Below are 23,378 nucleotides of genomic sequence, written 5' to 3' on the forward strand. Positions count from 1 at the left end.
TCCACTTCAAGACAACTGAAACAGATATAACCATTCGATTACAAAGACTTCGCCTTGCGTTTACGCTGGCGCCAAGCCACTAAAACAGCCAATAAAAAAGCGGGGATGAAGAACCATTCTTTTGCAGGTCGATCAGCATCTACTTCAAATTGTGTTATTTCCCAATCAAAATCCAACTTCTGCTGTTCCGCATAACTACCAAACGATAAATTGTCGATCAGATATTTACCCTCTTCTTCACGCAACTCAATGCCTGCACCTTTGAGCAATCTGTCAACCGCATCACCTTGACCTAATAGCGGCATATGTACCGTTTTCGAAATCCAACGACCATCTAAATTTTCACCTTCAACCGACATTCTTAATGTATCTAAAGTAGGATGCTGATCAATGTAACTATACATTTCTTGGATTGGACGCTCTTGATATGGTGCCTCGACCATATCTAGCCAAAAACCTGGACGGAAAAGTGTGAATGCAATCAATAGCAACGCGGCACTTTCATACCATTTGCTTCGATCCATAAAATACCCTTGCGTACCCGCAGCAAAAATTAGCATGGCTGCCAAGGAAACAATAAAGACGACGACACCCTGAATAAAGGTCACATCAATCAAAAGCAAATCGGTATTGAAAATGAATAAGAATGGTAGCAGAGCAGTTCTCATCGAGTAGAAAAATGCCGTGAAGCCAGTCTTAATTGGATCGCCACCTGATACTGCCGCCGCCGCAAAGGACGCTAAACCAACAGGAGGTGTGACATCGGCCATGATGCCAAAATAAAACACAAACATGTGAATCGCTATAAGTGGCACAATCAAACCAGATTGTGCTCCCAGCTCCACTACAACACTTGCCATTAAAGACGAAACGACAATGTAGTTAGCTGTGGTTGGCAAGCCCATTCCAAGCACCAAAGAAATAAGAGCAACCATGAGTAGCATGATGATTAAAACTCCACCAGATACCAGCTCAACGAACTCCGCCATAACTTGCCCGATACCCGTCAGAGTAACTGTACCCACGATGATACCTGCGGTTGCTGTCGCCACACCGATACCAATCATGTTGCGAGCGCCAGTATTCAAGCCTTCGATTAAATCGAAAATACCTGACTTTGCCTGCTGAACGACGTGTTTTTGCTTACGAAACCAGGCTTTTAGAGGCTTCTGGGTGATCAAAATAAATGCCATCAACATACAAGCCCAAAAAGCAGACAAGCCTGGAGACTTACGTTCAACCATCAAAAACCACACCAATACAATCAATGGCACTAGGTAATACAAACCGGATTTGTATACTTCAGCGAAAATTGGCAATTTAATAATTGCTTCATCGCTTGCGTCAATTTCTAGATCATCAGATTTTGACGAGATATACAACAAGCCAAAATAACCAATCACCACAAACGCAAGCAAACCAATATTTGAAAAGTCCCCTAATAACCACTTAATCGCCGAAACGATATAGTACAAAATACCTGTCAGTATCAGCATGCTGGATACAACGATACCTGTACGAATCAATTGTGCCGTCCAAGTACGTGCGGGTGTAGAACGAGGCAAGCCTTTCATATCCGCTTTAAGCGCTTCTAAATGCACAATATAAAGTAAGGCAATGTACGAAATAGTAGCTGGTAAAAAAGCGTGCTTAACTACATCAATATATGGAATACCTACGTACTCCACCATTAAGAAAGCCACGGCCCCCATCACTGGAGGCATAATGACACCGTTTACCGAGGAAGAAACTTCTACCGCTCCGGCTTTTTCAGCACTAAAACCCACCTTCTTCATCAGAGGTATTGTAAAAGTACCTGTCGTCACGACATTGGCAATAGAAGAACCAGAAATCAAACCTGTCATAGCAGATGACAAAACAGCCGCTTTTGCAGGACCGCCACGCATATGCCCAAGCAAAGCAAACGCTACTTTAATAAAATAATTACCTGCACCTGCTTGATTTAATAAGGCACCAAACAAAACAAATAAGAAAACAAAACCAGAGGACACCCCTAAAGCGATACCAAATACACCTTCCGTTGTTAGCCACATATGGTTCATGGCTTTTTCAAAAGAAGCCCCTTTCCAGCGAAGTATCTCAGGTAAAACAGGACTGTCTCCAAAAAATACATATAGCAGGAAAAACAAAGCAACTAGCATCAAAGCAGGCCCAAGAGAGCGTCTAGCCGCCTCTAGAGTCAGAATCAAACCGATAGCAGAAACAACAAGGTCTGTTGTGGTTGGCAGCCCTGGACGCATTGCTAACTGACCATAGAAAAAATACAAGTACGAAGCACATGCCGCCGCAAGAACGGCCAAAATATAATCTAACCACGGAATATGGCGAGTGGGACTTTTACTGAAAGCAGGGAAAGCTAAGAAAGCCAAAAAAACAGCAAAAGCCAAATGAATAGCACGAGATTGAGTGTCGTTTAAAAAGCCTATGCCAAATTGTGATGGCAAAGGCGAGCCTGTCCATAGCTGAAACAACGACCACATGAGTGGTACAAAAAAAAGTAAACCGATAGAGATCTTTCCAGTTGGATTACGCTTACCTGTGTCGGCTTCCGCGACAAGCTCTTCTAACTTATCTGGTGAAGCTGAGGTGGTTGTATTAATAGACATACAGACTCCTAGTCACACACTTCACAGTGTCGACTCATTGCAAAACTCAAAAAGCACCAGTCAAAAGACTGGTGCTTCATTCAAGGTGCATGAAAATTCATGCAAAGAGATACTTACTTGATGTAGCCGTTTTCACGGTAATAACGGACAGCACCTGGATGTAATGGCGCCACAAGTGATGTGTGAACCATTTCAAGTGGCTCTAGGCGAGCAAACGCAGGGTGTAATCGCTTGAAAGAATCTAGATTTTCAAAGACGGATTTAGTTAGTTGATAAACCGCTTCATCAGATACATTTGCTGACGTAACAATCGTTGCTTTAGGTCCAAATGTTAGAACATCTTGGTCGTTTCCAGTGTACATACCAGCAGGAATAACCGCTTGTGAAAATGCACTGTTCTTTTGAATAACCGCAAGTGATGCAGGATCAGTCATTGGGATCAACTTGACGTCACAAGTAGTTGTTGCTTCTTGTGCAACACCATTTGGGAGACCAGATACGTAGATGGTCACATCAAATTTATCATCACAAATACCTTGTGCTTGCTCAGACGCTTTTAACTCTGCAGCAATAGAAAAGTCTTCTGTCGTCCAACCTTTTTCAGCCATTAATAGTTCCATCATAGAACGATTACCTGAACCTGGATTACCAATATTTACACGCTTACCAGCAAGGTCATCAAATGTTTTGATACCTGAATCTGCACGAGCCATTAAGTGAATAGGCTCAGGGTGCAAAGAAAAAACAGAACGCAATTCAGGGAAAGGATTACCCTCGAACTGACCTGTCCCTTCTAACGCTGCCGTTTGAACATCTGATTGAGCAACACCGAACTCCAACTCGCCAGAACGGATACTGTTTACGTTGTAACCAGAGCCGCCAGTCGACTCGACAGAGCAACGAATACCATGCTCTTTACGATCCTTGTTTAACATACGGCAGATAGAGCCGCCTGCAGGGTAATAAACACCTGTTACACCACCAGTACCAATCGATACAAACTGAGTGTCCGCCATAGATAACATGGAAGCGCCTGCAATAGCAGGTACAAGCAAAGCTTTAAATAGTGTTTTTTTAATTATCATAGAATCCTCAAGCATTCCGGTATTTAAAATAATGTCATGTAGCGAGGACCTAATCGCAAATTAAATGCCAAGTTTCAAATAAAAACCTAAGTTATTGATAAATAATAAAATAACTCAATAAATACGACTATTTACTTGTTACTAAAATCTATAACTTAAGTTATAGAGAAATTAGAAGTGCAAAGAAATTGTCAGTTAAACCATGTAAAACAAGCACATTCAATGCACTTAATAACAAAAGCTATGGATATAACTTTTGTTATATCACTCAATAAATTAAGCCCTTTGCCTTTTCCAATTCCATTTTCCAAGCTTTTTTTATTGAGCCGATACCGTTAGTATTCGCCTTAATAACATTAATAAAAGAAGATTTTCTCTACATGCCGAGCCTTTCAAAAACACGCACGCTGGCCTCTTTGCTTTGTTTTTTTTTAAGCCTAGCAACGCTTTCTAGTGAGCTATCCGCAGAGGATAGCTCTACATGGCATTCTGGGAAAAGAGTGATTTCAGTAGGAGCTGACTACAACTTCCCACCTTACGAATTTGCTGGCGAAGATGGAGAACCAACGGGTTATACCGTTGAGTTAACAAAAGCCATTGCGGAAGTAATGGGCGTTCATGTCGAAATCGAAATGGCAGATTGGCAAAGCATATTAAAAGGCTTGCACTCTGGTCATTTTGACATCCTTCAAGGAATAGCTTACTCAGATGAACGAGCGCAGAACATTCTCTTCTCTTCTCCACACTCTATAATTAATTACTCAATATTCGCCCGCAAAAACTCTCCTTCAATCGATGATGTTTCGCAACTTAAAAACAAAGAAGTAATGATTCAAAATGCTAGCATCATGCATGAGTACCTTCTTGATAATAATATTCAAGCCGTCATCATTCCCGTTAAAACACATGAAGAAGCGTTACGCTTACTTGCTTCTGGTAAACATGATTACGCATTGACAGCAAATTCTCCCAGTCTTTATCTAAGCAAAGAGATGAAGCTTAATAATATTCATGCCATAGCTAGCCCAATTTCAGGTCAACGTTTAAGTTATGGTGCTTTGCAAAAAAATGAAGAGCTAATTGCTATTTTCAATGAAGGCTTAGCTATCCTTAGAAATACCGGCCAGCAACAAAAAATTCATGAGAAATGGTTTGGAGCATTACAGCAGTCGTCCTTCCCATGGAAAGAATTAGGATTATACGCAGCCTATATTATTATCGCTTTATTGTTGGCAATCGGCGCCATAGGTATATGGAATGCTATGCTGCGAAAAGAAGTTGAAAAGCGGTCTTCCCAATTAAAAGCACAGCAAGAACAGCTTATACAAGCCGATAAAATGGCGTCATTAGGAGTGCTTGTGTCCGGTGTGGCACACGAAATCAACAACCCAACAGGCTTGCTTATGCTTAATCTTCCTATTCTAAAATCAGCTTGGGAAGATGCTCTACCCTATCTAGCTCAATACGCGAAAGAAGATCCGAATTTTTCATTAGCGGGCCTTAGATTTGATCGCTTGAGTCAGGAGTTACCATATTTATTAGACGAAATGGATCAAAGCACCTTAAGAATTCGAAACATAGTGAATGATTTAAAAGATTTTGCTCGTGAAGAACCAAATGAAATAACTCAAGAAGTGAACCTCAATGAAGTCGTATCTACCGCTATTCGCTTGGTAGATACGACTATTCGAAACACTACAGATGATTTTGAACTGTACTTAGATAAACGCAATCCAATTATTATCGGAAGTGCTCAACGGGTAGAACAAGTTATCATTAACCTAATAATCAATGCTTGCGACGCAGTTGAAAAACGCACAGAAGCCATTCGGGTCACCACCACTCAGAGCTTAGATGAAAAAGAGGTTCTTCTTGTTATTGAGGATGAAGGGCGAGGTATTGATCCAGCCAACATTCTGCGTTTAACAGACCCATTCTTCACAACAAAAAGAGAGCAAGGCGGGACAGGACTAGGCTTGTCTGTTTCTTCTGCTATCATAAAAGCACATCATGGTACATTAGCTTTTGATTCTGAGTTAAATAAAGGCACCAGCGTCACTGTTTCTTTCCCCATTTATAAGCCAAATGATGCAATGGAAGGCACTTTTATCAATACCGTTCACTCAGAACCATCTATATAAAATAAGAGCCTTTCATGAAATATAATCTCTACCCTCAATTTAAGATTTTATTAGTTGATGATGAAGTCGCTTTTCTTAGAAGCATGTCATTAACATTAGAAAGACAAGGGTATAATAATTTAATGACATGTTCAGATCCAAGCCTAGTCCCCTCACTCATGGAGAAGGAAGATGTTGGTTTGGTTTTATTGGATCTCACCATGCCGAGAATTTCAGGTCAAAAAGTATTGTCATGGTTAAAAGAAGAATACCCTAATGTGTGTGTCATCATTATAAGCGGGGTAAACCAAGTAGATTCAGCGGTAGAGTGCGTAAAACAAGGAGCATTCGATTATTTTGTAAAAACCTCGGATCAAAATCAAATTTTAGATGGCTTAAAACGGGCAATTCATACCCAAGAACTCACTCTAGAAAATCAAGCTTTGCGTTCACAAATTCTATCCAATGAATTAGAAAGACCTGATATCTTTTCAAAAATCATCACTTCAGATCAAGTAATGTGGTCAGTTTTTCGTTATATCGAGTCTATCGCTAGCACACGCCAGCCAGTTTTAATTTCAGGTGAAAGTGGTGTCGGTAAAGAGTTAATCGCTAATGTCATTCACGAATTAAGCAACTGTTCAGGCCCACTAGTGAGTGTCAACGTAGCTGGAGTAGATGACAACGTATTTGCAGATACACTCTTTGGCCACTCTCGTGGTGCCTTCACAGGCGCAGACAAAACACGACTAGGGCTAGTCGAAAAAGCTGCAAATGGTACGCTATTCCTTGATGAGATTGGTGACTTAAGCTTGGCCTCTCAGATTAAGCTTCTGCGGCTTCTACAAGAAGGTGAATATTATCCAGTTGGAAGTGATAAACCAAAAAGAATGGAAGCAAGGATAGTAGTCGCTACACATCAAAAATTAGAAGAGCTACAAGCTGAAGGCAAATTTCGAAAAGATTTATTCTTTCGCTTAAAAACCCATATGGTCAACATACCACCACTAAGAGAGCGTTTAGCTGATCTTCCTTTATTAATTGATCACTTTATCAAATCAGCTTGTGAAGAAATGAATAAACCAGCTTTAACTGCACCAAAAAGTTTATCTGTAAGTTTATCTCAGTACACTTTTCCTGGTAATGCCCGCGAACTAAAAGCACTAGTGTATGACGCAGTTAGCCAAAGTACATCAAACAAACTCAATTGCGCACCTTTCGAGCCACTTTTAAACAAAGATAATCATTTAGTTTTCACGGAAAGTCAGGTCCAGTTTCCAACCAATACTCAGTTACCAACTCTAAGCAACATGGCAGATTTATTAGTCGAAGAAGCAATGAAAAGAGCAAGCAATAACCAATCATTAGCAGCAAGAATGCTCGGAATTTCTCAGCCTGCACTGAGTAAACGATTAAAAAACATGAAAGAAAGCCAACACAGAAACTAAAAAGGCACTTGAATATTCAGCTAAGGCAATGCGATAGTCTATAACCATACATATGAGGTGATTATGGAATTAGTAGCATTTGATCTAGACGGAACCCTACTGAATCGGCATCAACGCCTTTCTGACTACACGCTAGACACCCTTGAACGTTTAAAAGCCGCAGGGGTTTTCTACACAGTCGCGACTGGCCGCACGCACTTTGCCGCCATGCCTTGCATTGAAGGCCATGAATTTCCTAACTGGCAGATCTTCAAAAACGGGGTTGAATGGTGGGATCCACAACAAAACCTTTACCGTCATCGTAACCTGCTGTCACAAAGCCATATATCAGAGCTTCTTACTTCTTTTGAAGAAAACGAAGTTACGCCTTTTATCTTCTGCCTAGAAGACGATGGTTCACACAGGGTTTACCATTCACCGCTGACAGGGCATTTGAGCGATCACATAGCCAATGAGCTGGGCAATCATAAAAACATGAGCCTTCACCCAATAGCAGAGCTATCTCATAGCGCAAGAATCACCAACATTAGTGCGATGGGTCGACCTGAGTTTATTGAAAAAATTGTCCTAGATAGCCAAAAACACAGTCACTTAACCGCCTACTCAGGTGGCGGCATTTACAACCCTGACGCATTTTGGTTAGACATACACCACAGTAATGTGTGTAAAGGTTCTGCATTGATGGAACTAAAAGCAGAAATTGGTGCCGAAAGGTTGGTAGTATTTGGAGATGGAGACAATGATCTATCTATGTTCTCTGCTTCAGATGAAGCCTTTGCAACCGATAACGCATTAGTCCATGTGAAAGATGCTGCTACCGATGTCATTGGTCATCATGATGAAGATGGCGTAGCAAGGTATCTAAGAAAAAGGTACAACTTGTAATCTTCCATGTAGGGGTTGATTAAAATTTATCTTCCTCCATTAATAGATGTAGGGATGAGCTGTTTTATCATTCTGATTGAGATATTTACACGACGTTACGAGTAAGGTAATAGTGAAAACACCTCATTAACCAAAAGACAACATAAATGCCTTTACCCAACGATCATTTTGAACCATGATTGTTAAAAGAATAATTAGTTTGGAGAAATGCCATGTTTGAATTTTTGTTATTCGTCGCTGCCTGCGCAGCAATTGCTTTCTTGGTAGCCAATATCCAGAAAAACACTGCTCAACCGAAAACAAAGCTGCAACCAATCAAGATTGAGCGCGAAGAAGTACGTCGTCCAGTACCACGTCATAGACGCCCATACTAAATAACCCTTTCTCCATTCTATCTATTTGCCAGATTGAAACCTTTTCAATCTGGCATTTATGTATTTATCTCGTACTCTTTTAGTTTGTTCGCAATTGCACTGTGACTCATACCAACCGCCTTGGCTAGTCGCCTTGTACTTGGGAAACTGGGATAAAGCCGCTTCAATAATTCAGCTTCCCATTGCTTCACTGTCACTTCCAACGAATCATCAATCAAAGCCATGTCTACCATGTAATTGTTTTCTGGTAACAGGATATCTTCAGCTTGCCACTCTTTGTCTTTGATTGTCAGTAAGGTTTGTAAGCAAGTATTTTGTAACTCTTTCAAATTACCCGGCCAAGAATATAAAGCCAACTTGGTTAAAGCGCCTTTTGAAATAGAAGGCACGGGCAAACGATAACGTTCAGCCTGAGCTGATATTACTTGCTGAATAAGTCCTTCTATATCCTCTTTGCGATCTCGAAGCGATGGCATAGCTAGCGCTAACGTTGCCAAAGCGAAATACAGTGTTTTATTTAATGTCTCGCTATTACTAAGCTGCTTTTGACTTAGCGAAGATAAACTGACCAAACGAACATTACTATCAAGACTGGTACTTTCTCCAGGATGACGAGACAACCAACTGGCCAGATCTAACTGTACCTGCTCATCAAGACATTCAATATCTTCAATAACAAACCAACCCGACATTTTATCTAGCTTGTTAATATCTTCTCTGACTAATTCTCGCGCGTGACGAACAATCAGTTGAGCCTCCCTGTCTCCCTGATGCTTTTGCCAATACTGAAATAACGCGTCGACCAAGTCTCTCTTGCCCGTACCAACCTCACCTTGAACCAACAAAGGCATTGGCACTTCGGCAAACGCTTTGGCTTGAAGCAATGTTCGTCTCATTGCTTCACTTTTCATCACTGCTGGTCGGAAATAGTTTTCTAAATAATTTTCCGCGTCTGGTGCTTGCTTTAGGCTCTCAGCTTGACGATCCAAACGTGTTTTAGATTTCAGATAAATCACAGTGCCAGCAGGATTGGTAACACCTTCGTCGTCACTGACAAAAATCGGCTTCATTTCCAGCAATAAGGTTTTGTTGCGAATACGAATCCGTTTACTCATGCCATCTCGTGGATTCGCCCATGCATCTTTGGAAACATTAATTCCTTTGATAAACTGCTGAACCGGTTTATGTAGCAGATTCAACACGGGCACATTCAAATCTTCCGCAGCAAGCTCCGTCACCATGGTGATATTGCCTTTCAAATCGACCGAAATCACACCATCAGGTAAGGCTTCTAACAAAGTATAAAGGGCATTGTGCTCTCTTTCAGATGGCGTAAACATCACGGTTTTGACATCTTCAACACTGTCTAAGCGACGAATATCAGCCAATAACTGCTGTAGTTTTGAGAAAGGTATATCGGAAAAGCCACAATAAATACAACGTCGCTTGGTATCCACTTCCACTAAGCGCATATCGATACCATGAGGAATAAATAGGTCGAGGGCTTCTCGTACCATACCTATCCTGTCTTCACATTGTATTTCTAATCTCATTAGTTCTCTCTTAGATTTTCTCTTTAGCTCTCTTTTTAAGAGACTGAAACAGCGGATTTTGAACTTAGCAATAATAGGTTTTGCTGTGGTGCAAAGGTTCCATACAAAGGCAAAACTGCCGCACCCAAAACACCAGCGGTATGACCCGTTTGAGCAATACGAATCGCAGGCAAAGGCAGCATACTGTGTGCTGTTAACGCATTTTCGATACAAATAATTAACGCTGCCAGTACTAGCGGCGGCAAACGACCACCAATCAATATCGCTTCTGGATCGTATAAAGCAACAACAGAAGCCAAAGCTGGAGTCACTTCAAACGCCACCTCGCTCGCCCATTGTTCGATAAGTGTAGTGTATTGAGGTTCAAGCCACAGATCATCAGTCGAAGGCCATTGAATTTGCTTATCAGCAAAAAAACGACGCAAGGAAGACAATGACAAGGCCTCAAGAATCCATTTGCCATGCTTTCCTGTGGCGGTAGGAATTAAACCAAAGCTACCGGCTTTTCCGTGAGCACCAAAGTAACACTCGCCATTGGCCACAAAACTCCCGCCGCAAGCGGTACTGACGAAGAGATAAAAGAAGTCACGCTGTGGTGCAACAGACGCCAGCAACAACTCACTGGTCGCCGCGGCAACAGCGTCGTTTTCGCAGAAGCATGGCACGCCGGTTAAATCCGTCAGCCAAGATTCAAACGCATCCGATTGCCAATAAGCCAAGGCAGCTTTTAGATTGCTCAAATCCGCTCTTTGGTCAGAGTCCGTCACCAAGGTTTCTAGCCAAGAATCCATATAGTCGGGTCTTGCCAGACCAATTCCTTGAACCTTGCTCCAGTCCTCACCTAACGTTGTTTTCACTTCTTCAATTAGATCTTGAGCGATTTTCTTCGCCAAGTTTTCGGTGGGAAAAGACACTATTCGTTCTAACAACAAAACACATTCGCCACTAAAATCAAGCAGAGCAGCACTGATATGGTCGCGATCAACATTAATACCTAAGCCATAAGCGCCTTTTTTGTTGATACTAAGTTTTATTGAAGGCTGACCACGACGGCCTTTTACTTTGCCGTCGACTTGTAGCAATTGTCTTTCAAGCAAAGATGACGTGATCACGGAAATCGTCTGAGCACTCAACCCCGTTTGCTCAGCAATCTTCACTCGGGAAATTTCGGGATGCTGTCGAACTAAATGAAGAATAATACGTTCATTGTAAATGCGGCTTTGTTCAGAAGTACTACCTGACGATTTCATATAACCCTACTCTCATATTGAGCCCGTAAACTAGGAACATTTTCTCTACTGCGCTAGTGACATTACGCAAAGACATCAAAGGATAGCCCTCATTTAATAAATCTAATTGATTTAATAATATAACCCATTAAGATGAGAAATCAGTATTAGATCTTATAAACAACTTAAACAAAAATAAAAAGGCTCGCATTATACAGTAGAGCCAAAGCAAAGGACGAAATCATGCCTTCTTTTCCAGAGTTTACATCTACCGCTTTTTTAAAAGACCACATCCAATCAACAATGCAATTCTATCACCCAAACTGTATTGACCCTGCGGGTGGTTTTTTTCAATTCTTCAAAGACAATGGCGACATTTACGATACAGATACTCGGCACTTGGTCAGCAGTACACGTTTCGTTTTCAATTACGCAAAAGCGTATCAAGCAGAAGGCAAAGCCGAGTATTTAGAGACGACACGTCACGGCTTAAGCTATTTGAGAAATCGTCATCGCCGAGAAAATGGTGGTTATGTTTGGTTGCTAAACAAAGACAAAAATCTTGATGAAACCAACCACTGCTATGGCTTTGCCTTTGTTATGCTCGCTTATGCAACTGCCTATAAAGCCGGAGTAGAAGAAGCAAAACCATGGATTCAAGAAACTTTCGAAACCATGGAAAAACATTTTTGGGATGCTGAGTTTGGTTTATACAAAGATGAGATATCCTGCGACTGGCAAGATGTTTCACCTTATCGAGGTCAAAATGCCAACATGCACAGCTGCGAAGCACTGCTTGCTGCTTACGACGCCACACAAGAGCCTCATTATCTTGAGCGCGCGACATTGCTAGCCCATAACATTTGCTTGCGCCAAGCGGCTCTCGCTGGTGGGGAAATTTGGGAACACTACACGATGGATTGGCAAGTTGACTGGGACTACAACAAAGCTGACCCAAAACACTTATTCCGCCCTTGGGGATTTCAACCCGGCCACCAGACAGAATGGGCCAAATTGCTACTTTTGATCAACCAACGTTCGCCACTAGACTGGCTGGTTCCAACGGCTCAAAAACTATTCAACTCAGCGTGGAAAAAATCTTGGGATGAAACCAACGGCGGCCTTTGTTACGGCTACGATCCAAAAGGCAATATTTGCGACGGTGACAAGTATTTTTGGGTTCAAGCTGAATCATTCGCAGCTGCGGCTATGTTAGCCCTCGCCACCAAAGAAGAGCATTATTGGGATAAATACCAACAACTTTGGCAATACAGCTGGTCCCACATGATCGACCATCAATACGGCGCTTGGTTTAGAATTCTAACTCAAGATAATAAAGCCTTCGATGACTGCAAGAGCCCAGCAGGCAAAACAGACTATCACACCATGGGCGCTTGCTATGAAGTTATAGAGCAACTCGCCAAGTAACCTCATAATGCCTCACTAACGTAAGGGTTATCATTCTGAGACCTTTGCACGATGTCACGAGCAAAGCCAAGGTAAAATAGACGAAAAAGCAGAGTTTATGGGCTATAAATGAGCATTTTGAGTCTATTTTTAACAAAGTATTGGCAAGCACAGTAGTCATGCAAAGGTCTCATTCTATTTATTGGCAAAATGAAGTATGATGCAGCCCCTACGATTAGTGGACATGGGCCCCTTCCCTTATGCAGTTAGATAAAATAGATCTTAACTTACTTCGTTATTTAGACTCCTTACTACGGGAGCAAAATGTAACCCACGCCGCAAATCAGCTAGGCATTACGCAGCCAGCGATGAGCAACGGGCTAAGACGCTTAAGAGATCTATTTCATGACCCACTATTAGTCAGAACCAGCGATGGCATGATGCCAACTGCTCTGGCTATTCAATTGCAGCCACGTGTTCAAAGTATCTTACAATCGGTTGATGAAGTTCTACACCTAGGACAAAGCTTTGAAGCAGAATCCAGCTCTCGTGTTTTTCGCATTATGGCCAGTGATTACGCCGAAGCCACACTAATTCCACCATTAATGAAAAAGCTCCAAGCCGAAGCACCAAATGTCATACTTGATGTGATGAATCCAAGCGATGTTAGCTTTCATGATGTTGAAAAAGGCAAAGTCGATTTGGTCATCAACCGCTTCGATGTCTTACCACAATCCTTTCACCAAAAATCGGTTTGGGTTGATCATTTCTCTTGTTTGGTTCCCGCTGATTCAGAGATTGCTAAAAACTTTTCGCTAGAAACCTATCTTGCTTCACCTCACGTTTGGGTGAGTAAAACAGGTTTTGGCGTAGGCGTTGGCATTCAACCAGAAGAAGTTCAAAAACTAGGCTGGGTAGATGGTTCACTGGCGGACTTAGGCTTTAAACGCAACATTCGCTTGTTTACTCGTAACTACAATGTCGCCATGCGCGCCACAGAACAGCTTGGTTTAATTGCTACCTTGCCGTCATTAGCGACTCGCTTGATGAAAGACAACACTAGCGTTGTTGTTTTACCTCCGCCGTTTGACATTCCACCAGTAGAACTAAAAATGCTGTGGAGCCCATTACTACAACACGATCCAGGCCATATTTGGCTACGTTCTACTATTGCCGGTTGCGCTCGCACTATTGCCGAAAACAACAACCTGTAGCTCTCTACTCTAGATGCCTTCTATAGTATCTAGAAGACAGCAAAAGTGACTGACAATAAAAAAACGAGCACATGGCTCGTTTTTTTGCTTTTAAAGAAAGTTCGCGATGTACCGCCAACTTAGTTTTTACATGTTATTCATTTGCTCAAGCGACTCTTGCGCACTAGATACTGTTCGCTTCAGGTCGGTAATATGACCATCTTCGATGCTGTAGCACCAACCGTGCACATGCAATTCTTGACCAATTTTCCAAGCATTTTGCACAATACTACTCTGGCAAACGTTGGCAACCTGCTCAACCACATTCAGTTCACACATGCGATCAAAACGAGTGTGCTCATCTTCTATCGCGTCCAATTCGCCTCTGTGTAAACGGTATACGTCTTTAATGTGACGCAACCAGTTATCTATCATACCGTGCTCTTCAGTGCCCATTGCGGCTTTAATGCCACCACAACCATAATGACCAACCACCATAATGTGCTTCACTTTTAACACATCAACCGCGAATTGAATAACCGACAAGCAGTTTAAATCTGTGTGCACCACAACATTAGCAATATTACGGTGAACAAAAACTTCACCGGGCAATAAATCGACAATCTGGTTAGCAGGAACTCGGCTGTCTGCACAACCAATCCAGAGATATTCAGGTTGCTGCTGCTTTGATAACGTTGAAAAAAACTCTGGATCTTCAGCGGTTACTTTAGCAGCCCACTCTCTGTTTTTATTAAAAAGGTCATCTAAATGGCTAGACATGATTCACTTCCTTAATTTTCTTTCGATACCAGCGAAGCTTAATGTCCGCAGTGAGGATGATAGAATCGAGCAGTTTTACAGCTTCTCGACCTTCGTACGACGCCTTATGAATATGAGGTGTCATACTTAATAAATCTTGAATTTTTTCTTGCGAATCTAGGCTAAAAGTAAAGGTTTCTGCTTGTTCCAAAACTAACTCGAAATCCGCTACACCCTCAGAAAAAGTTTGTTTGTAATCGTGAATCGATGGATAAAGTATTTTACGTAATTCGATTAGATGATTTGGGCCGGACTCTACCAGCAACATCAAGCCCTCTTCACTGAGCACCCGAGAAAACTCTTTAAAGACTGGAAATCCAAACAGACACAATACAACATCATAACGCTCATCTGGCGCTGGTAAGCTCGCATTACTACCAACTAACCAACTCACCGCTTTGTCACGTTTACTAGCAGCGACAATGGCCCACTTTGAAATATCAAGACCAGTGCGCTCGGCACTAATACCTTGATTACTTAAAGCCTTACCAATTTCACTAAGATAATAACCTTCACCACAACCAGCATCGAGAATTCGAACACCATTAACTAAATGATCTTTTGGCCAAGAAGATAAAATCGCGCTAACAATGGGAAAGTAGTGCTGCTGATTTAAGAAGGCTTGCCGTGCGGCGACCATCTCTTTGCTATCACCTGGGTCTTTAGAACGTTTGTTTTGTACGGGAAGAAGATTAACGTAGCCCGTTTTGGCTAAGTCATAGGTGTGTCCATGTTCGCACGTTAAGACTCGTTCATTACGAGTGAGCAGTGCGGCATCTATCGGACAAGAAAGGTTTTCGAGCGTCGACACAGTGTACCCATAGTTTATTAATTGGCGCTTGAGCAAGGAGAATAACCTATTAACAGCAAGCAGAACATTAAAAAATCCAACGCCATAAAGCTTTCTTATTTCAACGTTTCATTTTAATTTCTAGTGCCTAAGCCATCACACCGTGAGCTTTCAGATACATAAGAAAGTCATCACTGGATAACGGTTTAGAGAACAAATAACCTTGCACTTCTTGGCAATCGTAACCATTTAAGACATCGATTTGTGAACGGTTTTCCACACCCTCGGCGATTACCTTTAAATTTAAACTATTCGCCATCGCAATAGTGGCTTTCACGATGGCATCGTTATCACAATCCAAACCTAAATCATGAATAAAAGATCTATCTATTTTTAGAGTTTGTATTGGGAATTTTTTCAAGTATGCAAGTGATGAATAGCCAGTGCCAAAATCATCAATAGACAGCGTCAGTCCCAACTTACGGAAGCTATGTAACTTTTCAATTGATTGCTGAGCATCCGCCATCAACATACTTTCTGTTAATTCGAGCTCAAGATACTTAGGATCAACACCGGTTTCTTCCAGTGCTCTTTGCACCATATCAACCAAATCTGCTTGCATAAATTGACGACTAGACAAATTAACCGAGAGCTTAATAGGATCCAAACCAGCTTCACGCCATTCTTGCAGCTGACGACAGGCTCTTCGAATAACCCATTCACCCAAAGGAAGAATCAAACCACTCTCTTCTGCTAGGGGAATAAATTGATCTGGGCTGATCATTCCAAGTTCTGGATGAACCCATCGAATCAAAGCTTCAGCACCTACTACGACTTCATCAGGAAGCCTAATCTTCGGCTGATAATGAAGGATAAATTGCTCTTCTTCTATCGCCTTTCGTAAGCCACCGCCCAATGTCAAATGCGCATTAATATTGTCGGCCATATGATCTTCATAAACACAATACATGTTGTGTCCAGTAGACTTAGCACGATACATGGCTGCATCAGCATTTTTGAGCAAATTATCTACGTCATCGGCATGCTGAGGATAGCTTGCAATACCAATACTCGCGGTAATCATCATTTCCATTTTTGCTACAGGATAGGTATTACTTGCATTTTGCATGATACTTCGAGCAATGCTTTCTAGTTCTTCAATTTCATTGGTATTTTCCAATACCACCACAAATTCATCGCCCCCCAACCGATACAAACAAGCACCCGAGGGAATACTACCTTTTATGCGTTCTGCGACTCGTTGAATAAGCTCATCACCGACTCGGTGACCGAAGTTATCATTAATAACTTTGAAACCATCCAAATCCAAATACAAAAGACCAAATTGACGATGACGTTTACGAGCATTCACCAGCGCACTTTCTAACTGCTGATACAGCAAGTTTCTATTCGGTAAATGAGTTAAGCCATCGTAATTATTCAGTCGATAAAGCGCTACTTCGTGATCTCTTTCTTCTTGGATATCGTGGGTTAACAAATAAACAACATTTGTCTTAAGCTGATGCGACACTTCAATCTTATGCCAACGAACCCCGTTTTTAGTAGAAAGCCTTATATCTTGAGACATACTTTCTCGTTGAGCCAAACGACTAATAAAGCTGTTAGCAGCACCAGCTACAGCAAATAAATCTCGTACATGCTCGATGTCACCAAATTGCTCTGTAAAGCATTTGCTGGCTTCTAGATAAATGCCATTTTGTTCAAAAACAGCGAAAGATAAGGTTGTAAAATGTGAAAGAAGACTGGAATGAGAGTTTTCTACTGAAATACGAGGCGCCGAGACTGGATGTGCCTCGACCGATAATCCCTTACGCGCACCACCTAAAGAAATAACAGATCCGCGTACATTATAATGTGTACCATCTTTTGAAACGAACGGCCATTTGAAGGGAAGTGTTTTTCCTACCTCAAGCTCTTTTAAATACAAAGCCAAGCGACTTTTTAACTCAGACCCAATAACACGTTGGCCCGATTTAATGTCACTCAAAGAGTCCATTAATAGAACTTCTGCCGCTTCATTACACCATGGCACGCTTGATTGCTCTATGTCTATAATCCAAGCAGCTAATGGCATCTTACGATGCAGCAATGTAGATAAATCGGTCATTTGTTTTAAACACTACTAATAATAAAATACATTTTATAGATTTTGGGTTTAGACTCTGTCGAATCTCTCACCATGAATCAGGCACAATAAACACATTTCGATGTATTTGGTCTGTTTTATAAAGAGCCGACCTAATAAACACATGACGAGGACGATCATCAAGTAGGAATTCGCCTACAAGATTGTAGGCAGATTGTAGAGAATTGAAAGGAAAATTATCATTTATGTTGGGCGCCGACAACCAGTGGGGCTTTTGTAAGATTAAAAAACCTGAAAAAAATGGCATGAGTAAATCAATATTAGACACACGAATCCAACCGCCACGATCACTCTGCTTAAGCCACGCATCAACCTCCTCTTTACTATTTAAAGCAGAATACAAGCGACCAAAAACCAAGAGATTGGAAATAGGATGCCGACCTTTAGCAACTCCTTCAATTGCTGAAATCCCTTCTTCCGTTTGCAAGATCTGTAACTGATGCTCTCTAGCTCTCGTGACCTTCTTTAATAAACTGTCATTCTTGTTTGGCCCGATCCAATCATGAGGAAAAAGATCCGGCCTTTCTAAATAAAACTTAATCGCTATTTCGAATTGATGAAGCTCACCATTAGGCGTTTCAACCAACATGTCTACTTCACCCAACGTTTTCCCTTCATTTACAATTTGAAAATGCTCCAAATGTATTTTTAAATGTGATAAATGCGCTATCGCAAACGAAAATAACGTCTCAAAATAACTACCAAGAAAATGGGATTTACAAGCTGCCATTGCAGTTACAAGAGACTCTGGATCCTGGTCCAGCATTAACAAACGCCCATTCACATCCGCAACCCAATAAGGCTGAAGATCAAAATCACGCTCGATATAATGCCCTTCCACCAGCCAAGCAAGATCTTTAACCAATGGGTGATGAACCCGATTTGATATCACAAAGTACCACTTAGATGCTGATCAATGCGGTTTAAGCATGTGACTATATGGCGAACTTTAGCGTGTGGTTTATCCTTAAAAGCTTCCTCCGCCATGGGAGAAATATGACAACGTACAGGCAAATCACTTCCTGTTGCCAACATAGTTTTAAAGCGTTCTATCATCACAAAACGTAACCATTGCTCGAATCTCATGGTATCAATACAAAAAGGTTCTGAACTTTGTAACGCGTCTTTTGTTGGTTCTTCACATTGCCAAACATCGCAATCTTGCATTGCCATTTGCAAGTCCATCAATAAATCGGCTAACAAATGATGGTCAGAAAAGGCTTTTTTCAACCTGCTTTCTCCTTTGAAAAACGGTAATATAACGTATTTTTATTTACACGCATAATTGCGCCTTTACAGACAATATAGAGCGCCAATAAAAGCGGCAACAAGAGCCAAAACTTTATCATGAACAAAATAGAATCTTTGTCTGACTTATTTGATATGGTCGGTTGTGATGTAAGCTACTTCGACCTAGGACGCAACATCACCAAAATCACACCACAACAAGCGGTGCAGTTCGACCGTAAACAACAAACCTACCCTTTCCCATTCCGCCAACATGCTTGGCTGGCCTGCTTATTAAACATGGGAAGCCAACAAGGCAAAAAAGCCAAAAAAGAAGACATCATTGATCAAGGTGTGATTTGGTTTATTAAATTACCGCTAGACGAAGCTGGCTGCCTAAACCTTGGCACCCGCGATCACTTCATCAAAAGCATCGTCGATAAAATACTGCACAAAGGCGAAGAAGCAGGTTTATCAGAAGCCCTTGAAGACAGCCCTTATGCATTCAAGCCAGACCAAGAACGCATGGCGAGCTTGCATGCCATTCTAGGCAAAAACCTACACAAAGCACCGTCGCACTACTTCGACGACGTTGTGAAATACCTCTCATCAGATTTAAACCAAGCAGACGACAGCTGGCAAACACTAGGACTGCAAGGCATAGCAGAACTGGCCGCCAGAGTTGACGAAGACAAATACCAAGCAATGACACAAAAAGCCATTCAACAAGCCGCCAAGCCTGTTGTTAGCGCCTTATGTCATGCTCTTGAGCACGAGGTTCTACCTAGCCAATTGCAAGATACCTTGATTGAAAAACTGCAAAACGAGCAAGATGCTCTCATGCAAGCAAGCTATCTACGTGCCTTATCAAGAGCTGATTTAAACGACACGCTATTATTACCGCTGTTTGGTTTACTTGGCAGTCTGACTGAATGCAAAGACGACGACCTTCACCCTATCGCTGCCCTCGCCGCAAAATGCCCCCATTGGCTTGGTCAAAACCCACAGCTACTGCGTATTATCATGGAAAAACTGGCGCACCGAGAAGACGGCTACATCGCTTTCAGACAAATCGCCGCCGAACTGAGCCAACACCCTGAAGCCAAACAACCCCTTTGGACACTCCTGCGCAGCGGCCACGTCAGCCCGAAACTGGCCCAAGCGGTAAGTTATTTATTCACACAGACACCCACATCCGTCCAGTGATTGATTGAGCGTCGTTTGAAATAACAAGACTGGAGTCTGGAGCGTCTGAAATAGCAAGACGCTACCGACTCTGGTTTCTCAATTATGTCTAAATGACCAACACAACATTCATCTTACTAAGCTCGTAGATACTTACTTCAAGATAGAAAGGGCCGCCATCAGTATGCGCTTAACCAACTGCGGATCTTCACCTCGTGCAAGCTGTGACGAAGCATGACTTAGCTGTGCATCGATATAACTGGCAGCAAACTCTGCTGACATATCGGCAGTAAATTCACCTTTGGCCTTTGAACGCTCTACCCATTTCTTATAAGTCGCTATTGCTTGTTCTTGAATCAAATCAATTTGTGCTCGTGTCGCTTCACCTAAATGCATCTGCGCTTCACGCATTTTTATCAACAGACATCCTTTCGGAGCCCCTTGACTATCATTTATCGAAGCGGCAAATAATACTAGATTATCAAGCGTCTCTCGAAACGCTGCATCCGTGCTCAACATCTGCTGAACAGGACTTAGCACCTCTTGGTGATACTTAAGAATGACGGCTTTCATCAAACCATCTTCGTTCAAAAATTCACGATAAAGGCCAGGCTTCGATATATCACATCGCCTACAGATTTCATTAAGAGACAAATTACCTATGTCCTCTTTCCAATAAGACGCCATTGCCACATCCAAAACATGTTCACGATCTAGGGTCTTTGGTCGCCCTCTTGAAGGCTTACTTGGATTCAAACTCATTTTATACCACCTGGTACTTTAATTTGACAGACTGTACATTTACGCTTATTGTACCGACTGGTATTTAATTAGCAAACCGAATAGGAAAGAAAAATGAGCAACACAAAAAAAAGCATCGTTATTACAGGAAGCAGCAGTGGCTTTGGTCAAAAATCAGTAAAAGATTTTGCCGATAAAGGCTACCAAGTGTTCGCCACCATGCGAGGCCCAGAAGGTAAAAATTCTGCAGTTAAAGCAGAGCTGGAAGCGTATAGCGATTCTATCCATGTCGTCGATATGGATGTGACCAACGACGAATCGGTCAAAACGGCCATGGCAAGTGTGCTGGAGCAAGCGGGCAAAATTGATGTTTTGCTAAACAATGCGGGCGTAATGTATCTTGGTATTACCGAAGCATTTAGTATTGACCAAGCTCGGGAGCAAATGGAAACCAACTACTATGGCGCTATGCGCACTATACAAGCCGTTTTACCTGCGATGCGTGACGCTAAGTCTGGCCTTATCATCAACACCTCATCCATGGTTGGCCAAATTTCGGCACCGTATTTCTCTACCTACGCCGCAACCAAACACGCACTAGAAGGCTACCTTCAAGGTTTACGCTACGAAGTAGCACCATTCGGTATCGATGTCGCCATCGTACAACCAGGCCCCTTCCCAACAGGCCTAAGTGCGTCAGGACAACAACCGTCACGCACAGACATTTTGGACAGCTACGGTGAATTGGCAAACATCCCTGCTGCCATGTTCGAAGAATTCGGTAAATTTATGCAGAGCGATCAAGCACCTAATCCACAAATGGTCGTAGACGCTTATTTAGCCCTAGCAGACATGCCTGTCGGTAAACGCCCAACACGCACACCTGTTGGCTTAGTTTGGGGAGTTGATGAAATTAACGCCGCGAAACAACCTATCCAAGACCGTGTTTTAACAGAAATGCAACTAGACAAGGTCCTAGGCGGCGCTGACGTATAAGTTCCGTCATTAGAGGCAAACGAGGCTGCGCCTAATTAGTTAGTAACGGAAAGAATGGAGTCTGTGGCAGTTGAATACAAAAATGCGACAGACTCCGATGTTTAAAGTGCATAAAATGGCTTACTGCCATGCTATCTTCAAGTCACGGCGTGACTGCGCACAATCCCTTAGATACAGGTTAATTAAACTTTGATAAGGAATGCCCTTGTCATCTGCCAAAGCCTTAAAATACTCAACAGTATCTTCATCAAGCCTTATCGTGACCTGCTTCTTAAGCTTTTTAGCGTAAGGGTTTTTGACTGAATGTGAAAAATCATAATGATCACGCATAGCGATAATCCTCTAGTTTTCATCCGTAGTAGACAGTAAATACTTGCGTAAATCTCTTTCTTGCCTCAACAGATGAAGGATATAGACTGAATCGTTATCAACTTTGTAGAAAACACGGCAAGGATTCACTACCACTTCTCGATAATTTAGAGTCGAAATTTCTTCAGGGATTCTACCGGAGTCAGGAAATTGTTCGAGTCTCTGCACCTTACTGAAAACATTTTCTACTAATTGCCTCGCAGCGTACGGATTACTCACTGCAATATACTCGGCAATATCATTCAGATTATCCAGTGCTGGCTCAGTCCAAATTATTTGAGCCATTTACTCATTTTCTCTTTGGCTTGCGACATATCCATTGTTCGACCTTCACGGATGGCCTGCTCGCCCTTCGCAATACCTTCCAAGATCTTCATCCGTTCCACCATCAACTCGTAATCAGCAACATCAAGCAAATAAGCTGATGGCTGACCATGCTCGGTTATGAGAATAGGCTCTTTTGACTCACGCAAGTCAGCAAGCAGCTTCGTTGCCTGCCTCTTTAATGTAGTAACGACTTCGGTTCTCATAGCGACACCTCAGATTAAAATGTATCACTATAGTATCACTCCAATTTAAAAAGAACTAATGCCCACATAAAAGGCGAGCAGTAGCGAGTCCAGCCCACGCTTTTTGTTGGCGATTTTTCATGTGCTTGTTATGTATTTTCATCTGGCTTGTAAAAATATGATTCGTGTATTTGAGGGTTTACCTCGTAAATTCCATCCATTTCTTTTGGCCTAACCTAAGCTCAGGATAACGTTCCCATAAAGGCTGTAGCATCTCTAAGAACAGCTCTCTGGACTTCCCAGACTTTACTAGACACCCATTAACGTTAAAATCTAGTTAATCAAGAGGTGTTTTTTATGAAGTCCAAACGTTACCCTGAAGAGTTCAAAAGAGAAGCGGTTAAACAAGTGACAGAGCGGGGTTATTCTGTCTCTGAAGTCGCTCAACGGCTCGATACGACCACCCACAGTTTATATGCCTGGATCAAGAAGTTTGGAGAGCCGCAACCTCAATCATCAGAAGATCTTGATTTGGTCTCTGAGAACGCACGACTAAAGTCCGAACTGCGACGAATCACGGAGGAGCGTGACATTTTAAAAAAGGCAGCAAGGTACTTTGCCAACAACCCAGAGTAAAGTACGCCTTTGTTCGTG

At 42.1% G+C, this 23,378-nt stretch carries 21 protein-coding genes and 1 pseudogene; 9 read left to right on the forward strand and 13 right to left on the reverse strand.

Features of this window, described 5'->3' with window-relative positions; genetic code table 11:
* Nucleotides 1-38 precede the first annotated feature (38 nt).
* Together BUA59_RS19855 and BUA59_RS19860 are read right to left on the reverse strand one after the other, a co-directional pair.
* The gene (locus BUA59_RS19855; protein ID WP_072841459.1) at nucleotides 39-2,627 is read right to left on the reverse strand and encodes a TRAP transporter permease; all 2,589 of its coding nucleotides are present in this window, start codon (nucleotides 2,625-2,627) and stop codon (nucleotides 39-41) included.
* 113 nt (nucleotides 2,628-2,740) lie between these two features.
* Nucleotides 2,741-3,712, reverse strand: coding sequence for a TAXI family TRAP transporter solute-binding subunit (locus tag BUA59_RS19860; protein WP_012069469.1), 972 nt, complete (start codon nucleotides 3,710-3,712; stop codon nucleotides 2,741-2,743).
* A 500-nt stretch (nucleotides 3,713-4,212) separates the two neighbouring features.
* On the opposite strand from BUA59_RS19860, the gene BUA59_RS19865 reads away from it, so the two are divergent.
* From BUA59_RS19865 to BUA59_RS23935, 4 genes are all read left to right on the forward strand, one after another.
* Nucleotides 4,213-5,853, forward strand: coding sequence for a transporter substrate-binding domain-containing protein (locus BUA59_RS19865; RefSeq protein WP_245813204.1), 1,641 nt, complete (start codon nucleotides 4,213-4,215; stop codon nucleotides 5,851-5,853).
* Nucleotides 5,854-5,867: 14 nt separating this feature from the next.
* Nucleotides 5,868-7,280, forward strand: a complete 1,413-nt coding sequence (locus tag BUA59_RS19870; RefSeq protein WP_072841461.1) for a sigma-54-dependent transcriptional regulator — start codon at nucleotides 5,868-5,870, stop codon at nucleotides 7,278-7,280.
* Nucleotides 7,281-7,343: 63 nt separating this feature from the next.
* The gene (locus BUA59_RS19875) at nucleotides 7,344-8,165 is read left to right on the forward strand and encodes an HAD family hydrolase (protein ID WP_072841463.1); all 822 of its coding nucleotides are present in this window, start codon (nucleotides 7,344-7,346) and stop codon (nucleotides 8,163-8,165) included.
* Nucleotides 8,166-8,377: 212 nt separating this feature from the next.
* The gene (locus BUA59_RS23935; protein WP_157789920.1) at nucleotides 8,378-8,539 is read left to right on the forward strand and encodes a hypothetical protein; all 162 of its coding nucleotides are present in this window, start codon (nucleotides 8,378-8,380) and stop codon (nucleotides 8,537-8,539) included.
* A gap of 56 nt (nucleotides 8,540-8,595) precedes the next feature.
* Here BUA59_RS23935 and BUA59_RS19880 read toward each other — a convergent pair whose 3' ends face one another.
* Together BUA59_RS19880 and BUA59_RS19885 are read right to left on the reverse strand one after the other, a co-directional pair.
* A complete protein-coding gene (locus BUA59_RS19880; RefSeq protein WP_072841464.1) occupies nucleotides 8,596-10,092 on the reverse strand; it encodes a TyrR/PhhR family helix-turn-helix DNA-binding protein in 1,497 nt (498 codons plus the stop codon).
* 35 nt (nucleotides 10,093-10,127) lie between these two features.
* Nucleotides 10,128-11,342 (reverse strand): ROK family transcriptional regulator, encoded by a 1,215-nt coding sequence (locus BUA59_RS19885; RefSeq protein ID WP_072841466.1) that lies wholly within the window; start codon nucleotides 11,340-11,342, stop codon nucleotides 10,128-10,130.
* A gap of 222 nt (nucleotides 11,343-11,564) precedes the next feature.
* Here BUA59_RS19885 and BUA59_RS19890 point away from each other — a divergent pair, with 222 nt between their 5' ends.
* Entirely contained in the window at nucleotides 11,565-12,749 is a 1,185-nt protein-coding gene (locus tag BUA59_RS19890) for an AGE family epimerase/isomerase (RefSeq protein WP_072841468.1), read from the forward strand.
* Nucleotides 12,750-12,988: 239 nt separating this feature from the next.
* Nucleotides 12,989-13,942 (forward strand): LysR family transcriptional regulator, encoded by a 954-nt coding sequence (locus BUA59_RS19895; protein ID WP_012069462.1) that lies wholly within the window; start codon nucleotides 12,989-12,991, stop codon nucleotides 13,940-13,942.
* 126 nt (nucleotides 13,943-14,068) lie between these two features.
* Here BUA59_RS19895 and can read toward each other — a convergent pair whose 3' ends face one another.
* The 5 genes from can to BUA59_RS19920 form a co-directional block, all read right to left on the reverse strand.
* On the reverse strand, nucleotides 14,069-14,701 hold the full coding sequence (can, locus tag BUA59_RS19900; RefSeq protein WP_072841470.1) for a carbonate dehydratase: 633 nt from the start codon (nucleotides 14,699-14,701) through the stop codon (nucleotides 14,069-14,071).
* Nucleotides 14,694-15,551, reverse strand: a complete 858-nt coding sequence (locus tag BUA59_RS19905; RefSeq protein ID WP_072841472.1) for a putative RNA methyltransferase — start codon at nucleotides 15,549-15,551, stop codon at nucleotides 14,694-14,696. The genes can and BUA59_RS19905 overlap by 8 nt, the downstream gene beginning before the upstream one ends.
* A 127-nt stretch (nucleotides 15,552-15,678) precedes the next feature.
* Nucleotides 15,679-17,658 (reverse strand): putative bifunctional diguanylate cyclase/phosphodiesterase, encoded by a 1,980-nt coding sequence (locus tag BUA59_RS19910; protein ID WP_072841474.1) that lies wholly within the window; start codon nucleotides 17,656-17,658, stop codon nucleotides 15,679-15,681.
* A 67-nt stretch (nucleotides 17,659-17,725) separates the two neighbouring features.
* Entirely contained in the window at nucleotides 17,726-18,589 is an 864-nt protein-coding gene (locus tag BUA59_RS19915) for a DUF1853 family protein (protein WP_072841476.1), read from the reverse strand.
* Nucleotides 18,586-18,927, reverse strand: coding sequence for a YqcC family protein (locus tag BUA59_RS19920; RefSeq protein ID WP_072841478.1), 342 nt, complete (start codon nucleotides 18,925-18,927; stop codon nucleotides 18,586-18,588). The genes BUA59_RS19915 and BUA59_RS19920 overlap by 4 nt, the downstream gene beginning before the upstream one ends.
* A gap of 117 nt (nucleotides 18,928-19,044) precedes the next feature.
* On the opposite strand from BUA59_RS19920, the gene BUA59_RS19925 reads away from it, so the two are divergent.
* Entirely contained in the window at nucleotides 19,045-20,130 is a 1,086-nt protein-coding gene (locus tag BUA59_RS19925; RefSeq protein WP_072841479.1) for a DUF3549 family protein, read from the forward strand.
* Between the two features lie 132 nt (nucleotides 20,131-20,262).
* Here BUA59_RS19925 and BUA59_RS19930 read toward each other — a convergent pair whose 3' ends face one another.
* Entirely contained in the window at nucleotides 20,263-20,871 is a 609-nt protein-coding gene (locus BUA59_RS19930; protein ID WP_084122582.1) for a TetR/AcrR family transcriptional regulator, read from the reverse strand.
* Between the two features lie 93 nt (nucleotides 20,872-20,964).
* On the opposite strand from BUA59_RS19930, the gene BUA59_RS19935 reads away from it, so the two are divergent.
* On the forward strand, nucleotides 20,965-21,846 hold the full coding sequence (locus tag BUA59_RS19935; RefSeq protein WP_072841480.1) for an SDR family oxidoreductase: 882 nt from the start codon (nucleotides 20,965-20,967) through the stop codon (nucleotides 21,844-21,846).
* Nucleotides 21,847-21,966: 120 nt separating this feature from the next.
* On the opposite strand, the gene BUA59_RS19940 is transcribed toward BUA59_RS19935, so the two are convergent.
* Genes BUA59_RS19940 through BUA59_RS19950 form a run of 3 tightly spaced genes read right to left on the reverse strand, consistent with a single transcriptional unit; the run spans nucleotide 21,967 to nucleotide 22,745 of the window.
* A complete protein-coding gene (locus BUA59_RS19940; RefSeq protein WP_072841482.1) occupies nucleotides 21,967-22,176 on the reverse strand; it encodes a BrnA antitoxin family protein in 210 nt (69 codons plus the stop codon).
* Between the two features lie 12 nt (nucleotides 22,177-22,188).
* The gene (locus BUA59_RS19945) at nucleotides 22,189-22,500 is read right to left on the reverse strand and encodes a type II toxin-antitoxin system RelE/ParE family toxin (RefSeq protein WP_072841483.1); all 312 of its coding nucleotides are present in this window, start codon (nucleotides 22,498-22,500) and stop codon (nucleotides 22,189-22,191) included.
* Complete coding sequence (locus BUA59_RS19950; protein ID WP_012069454.1) at nucleotides 22,488-22,745, reverse strand: type II toxin-antitoxin system Phd/YefM family antitoxin; 258 nt, start codon at nucleotides 22,743-22,745, stop codon at nucleotides 22,488-22,490. The genes BUA59_RS19945 and BUA59_RS19950 overlap by 13 nt, the downstream gene beginning before the upstream one ends.
* 336 nt (nucleotides 22,746-23,081) lie before the next feature.
* Here BUA59_RS19950 and BUA59_RS19955 point away from each other — a divergent pair.
* Nucleotides 23,082-23,378, forward strand: a pseudogene (locus BUA59_RS19955) (transposase); the annotation flags it as partial.

Source organism: Marinomonas polaris DSM 16579, assembly GCF_900129155.1.
GTDB classification, from domain to species: domain Bacteria; phylum Pseudomonadota; class Gammaproteobacteria; order Pseudomonadales; family Marinomonadaceae; genus Marinomonas; species Marinomonas polaris.

Coding starts and splice junctions, on each gene's coding strand:
- BUA59_RS19950 (WP_012069454.1), bottom strand. CDS start 22,745: ATGAGAACCGAAGTCGTTACTACATTAAAGAGGCAGGCAACGAAGCTG.
- BUA59_RS23935 (WP_157789920.1), top strand. CDS start 8,378: ATGTTTGAATTTTTGTTATTCGTCGCTGCCTGCGCAGCAATTGCTTTC.
- BUA59_RS19930 (WP_084122582.1), bottom strand. CDS start 20,871: ATGAGTTTGAATCCAAGTAAGCCTTCAAGAGGGCGACCAAAGACCCTA.
- BUA59_RS19925 (WP_072841479.1), top strand. CDS start 19,045: ATGAACAAAATAGAATCTTTGTCTGACTTATTTGATATGGTCGGTTGT.
- BUA59_RS19885 (WP_072841466.1), bottom strand. CDS start 11,342: ATGAAATCGTCAGGTAGTACTTCTGAACAAAGCCGCATTTACAATGAA.
- BUA59_RS19875 (WP_072841463.1), top strand. CDS start 7,344: ATGGAATTAGTAGCATTTGATCTAGACGGAACCCTACTGAATCGGCAT.
- BUA59_RS19855 (WP_072841459.1), bottom strand. CDS start 2,627: ATGTCTATTAATACAACCACCTCAGCTTCACCAGATAAGTTAGAAGAG.
- BUA59_RS19895 (WP_012069462.1), top strand. CDS start 12,989: ATGCAGTTAGATAAAATAGATCTTAACTTACTTCGTTATTTAGACTCC.
- BUA59_RS19860 (WP_012069469.1), bottom strand. CDS start 3,712: ATGATAATTAAAAAAACACTATTTAAAGCTTTGCTTGTACCTGCTATT.
- BUA59_RS19935 (WP_072841480.1), top strand. CDS start 20,965: ATGAGCAACACAAAAAAAAGCATCGTTATTACAGGAAGCAGCAGTGGC.
- BUA59_RS19870 (WP_072841461.1), top strand. CDS start 5,868: ATGAAATATAATCTCTACCCTCAATTTAAGATTTTATTAGTTGATGAT.
- BUA59_RS19890 (WP_072841468.1), top strand. CDS start 11,565: ATGCCTTCTTTTCCAGAGTTTACATCTACCGCTTTTTTAAAAGACCAC.
- BUA59_RS19945 (WP_072841483.1), bottom strand. CDS start 22,500: ATGGCTCAAATAATTTGGACTGAGCCAGCACTGGATAATCTGAATGAT.
- BUA59_RS19880 (WP_072841464.1), bottom strand. CDS start 10,092: ATGAGATTAGAAATACAATGTGAAGACAGGATAGGTATGGTACGAGAA.
- can (WP_072841470.1), bottom strand. CDS start 14,701: ATGTCTAGCCATTTAGATGACCTTTTTAATAAAAACAGAGAGTGGGCT.
- BUA59_RS19910 (WP_072841474.1), bottom strand. CDS start 17,658: ATGACCGATTTATCTACATTGCTGCATCGTAAGATGCCATTAGCTGCT.
- BUA59_RS19940 (WP_072841482.1), bottom strand. CDS start 22,176: ATGCGTGATCATTATGATTTTTCACATTCAGTCAAAAACCCTTACGCT.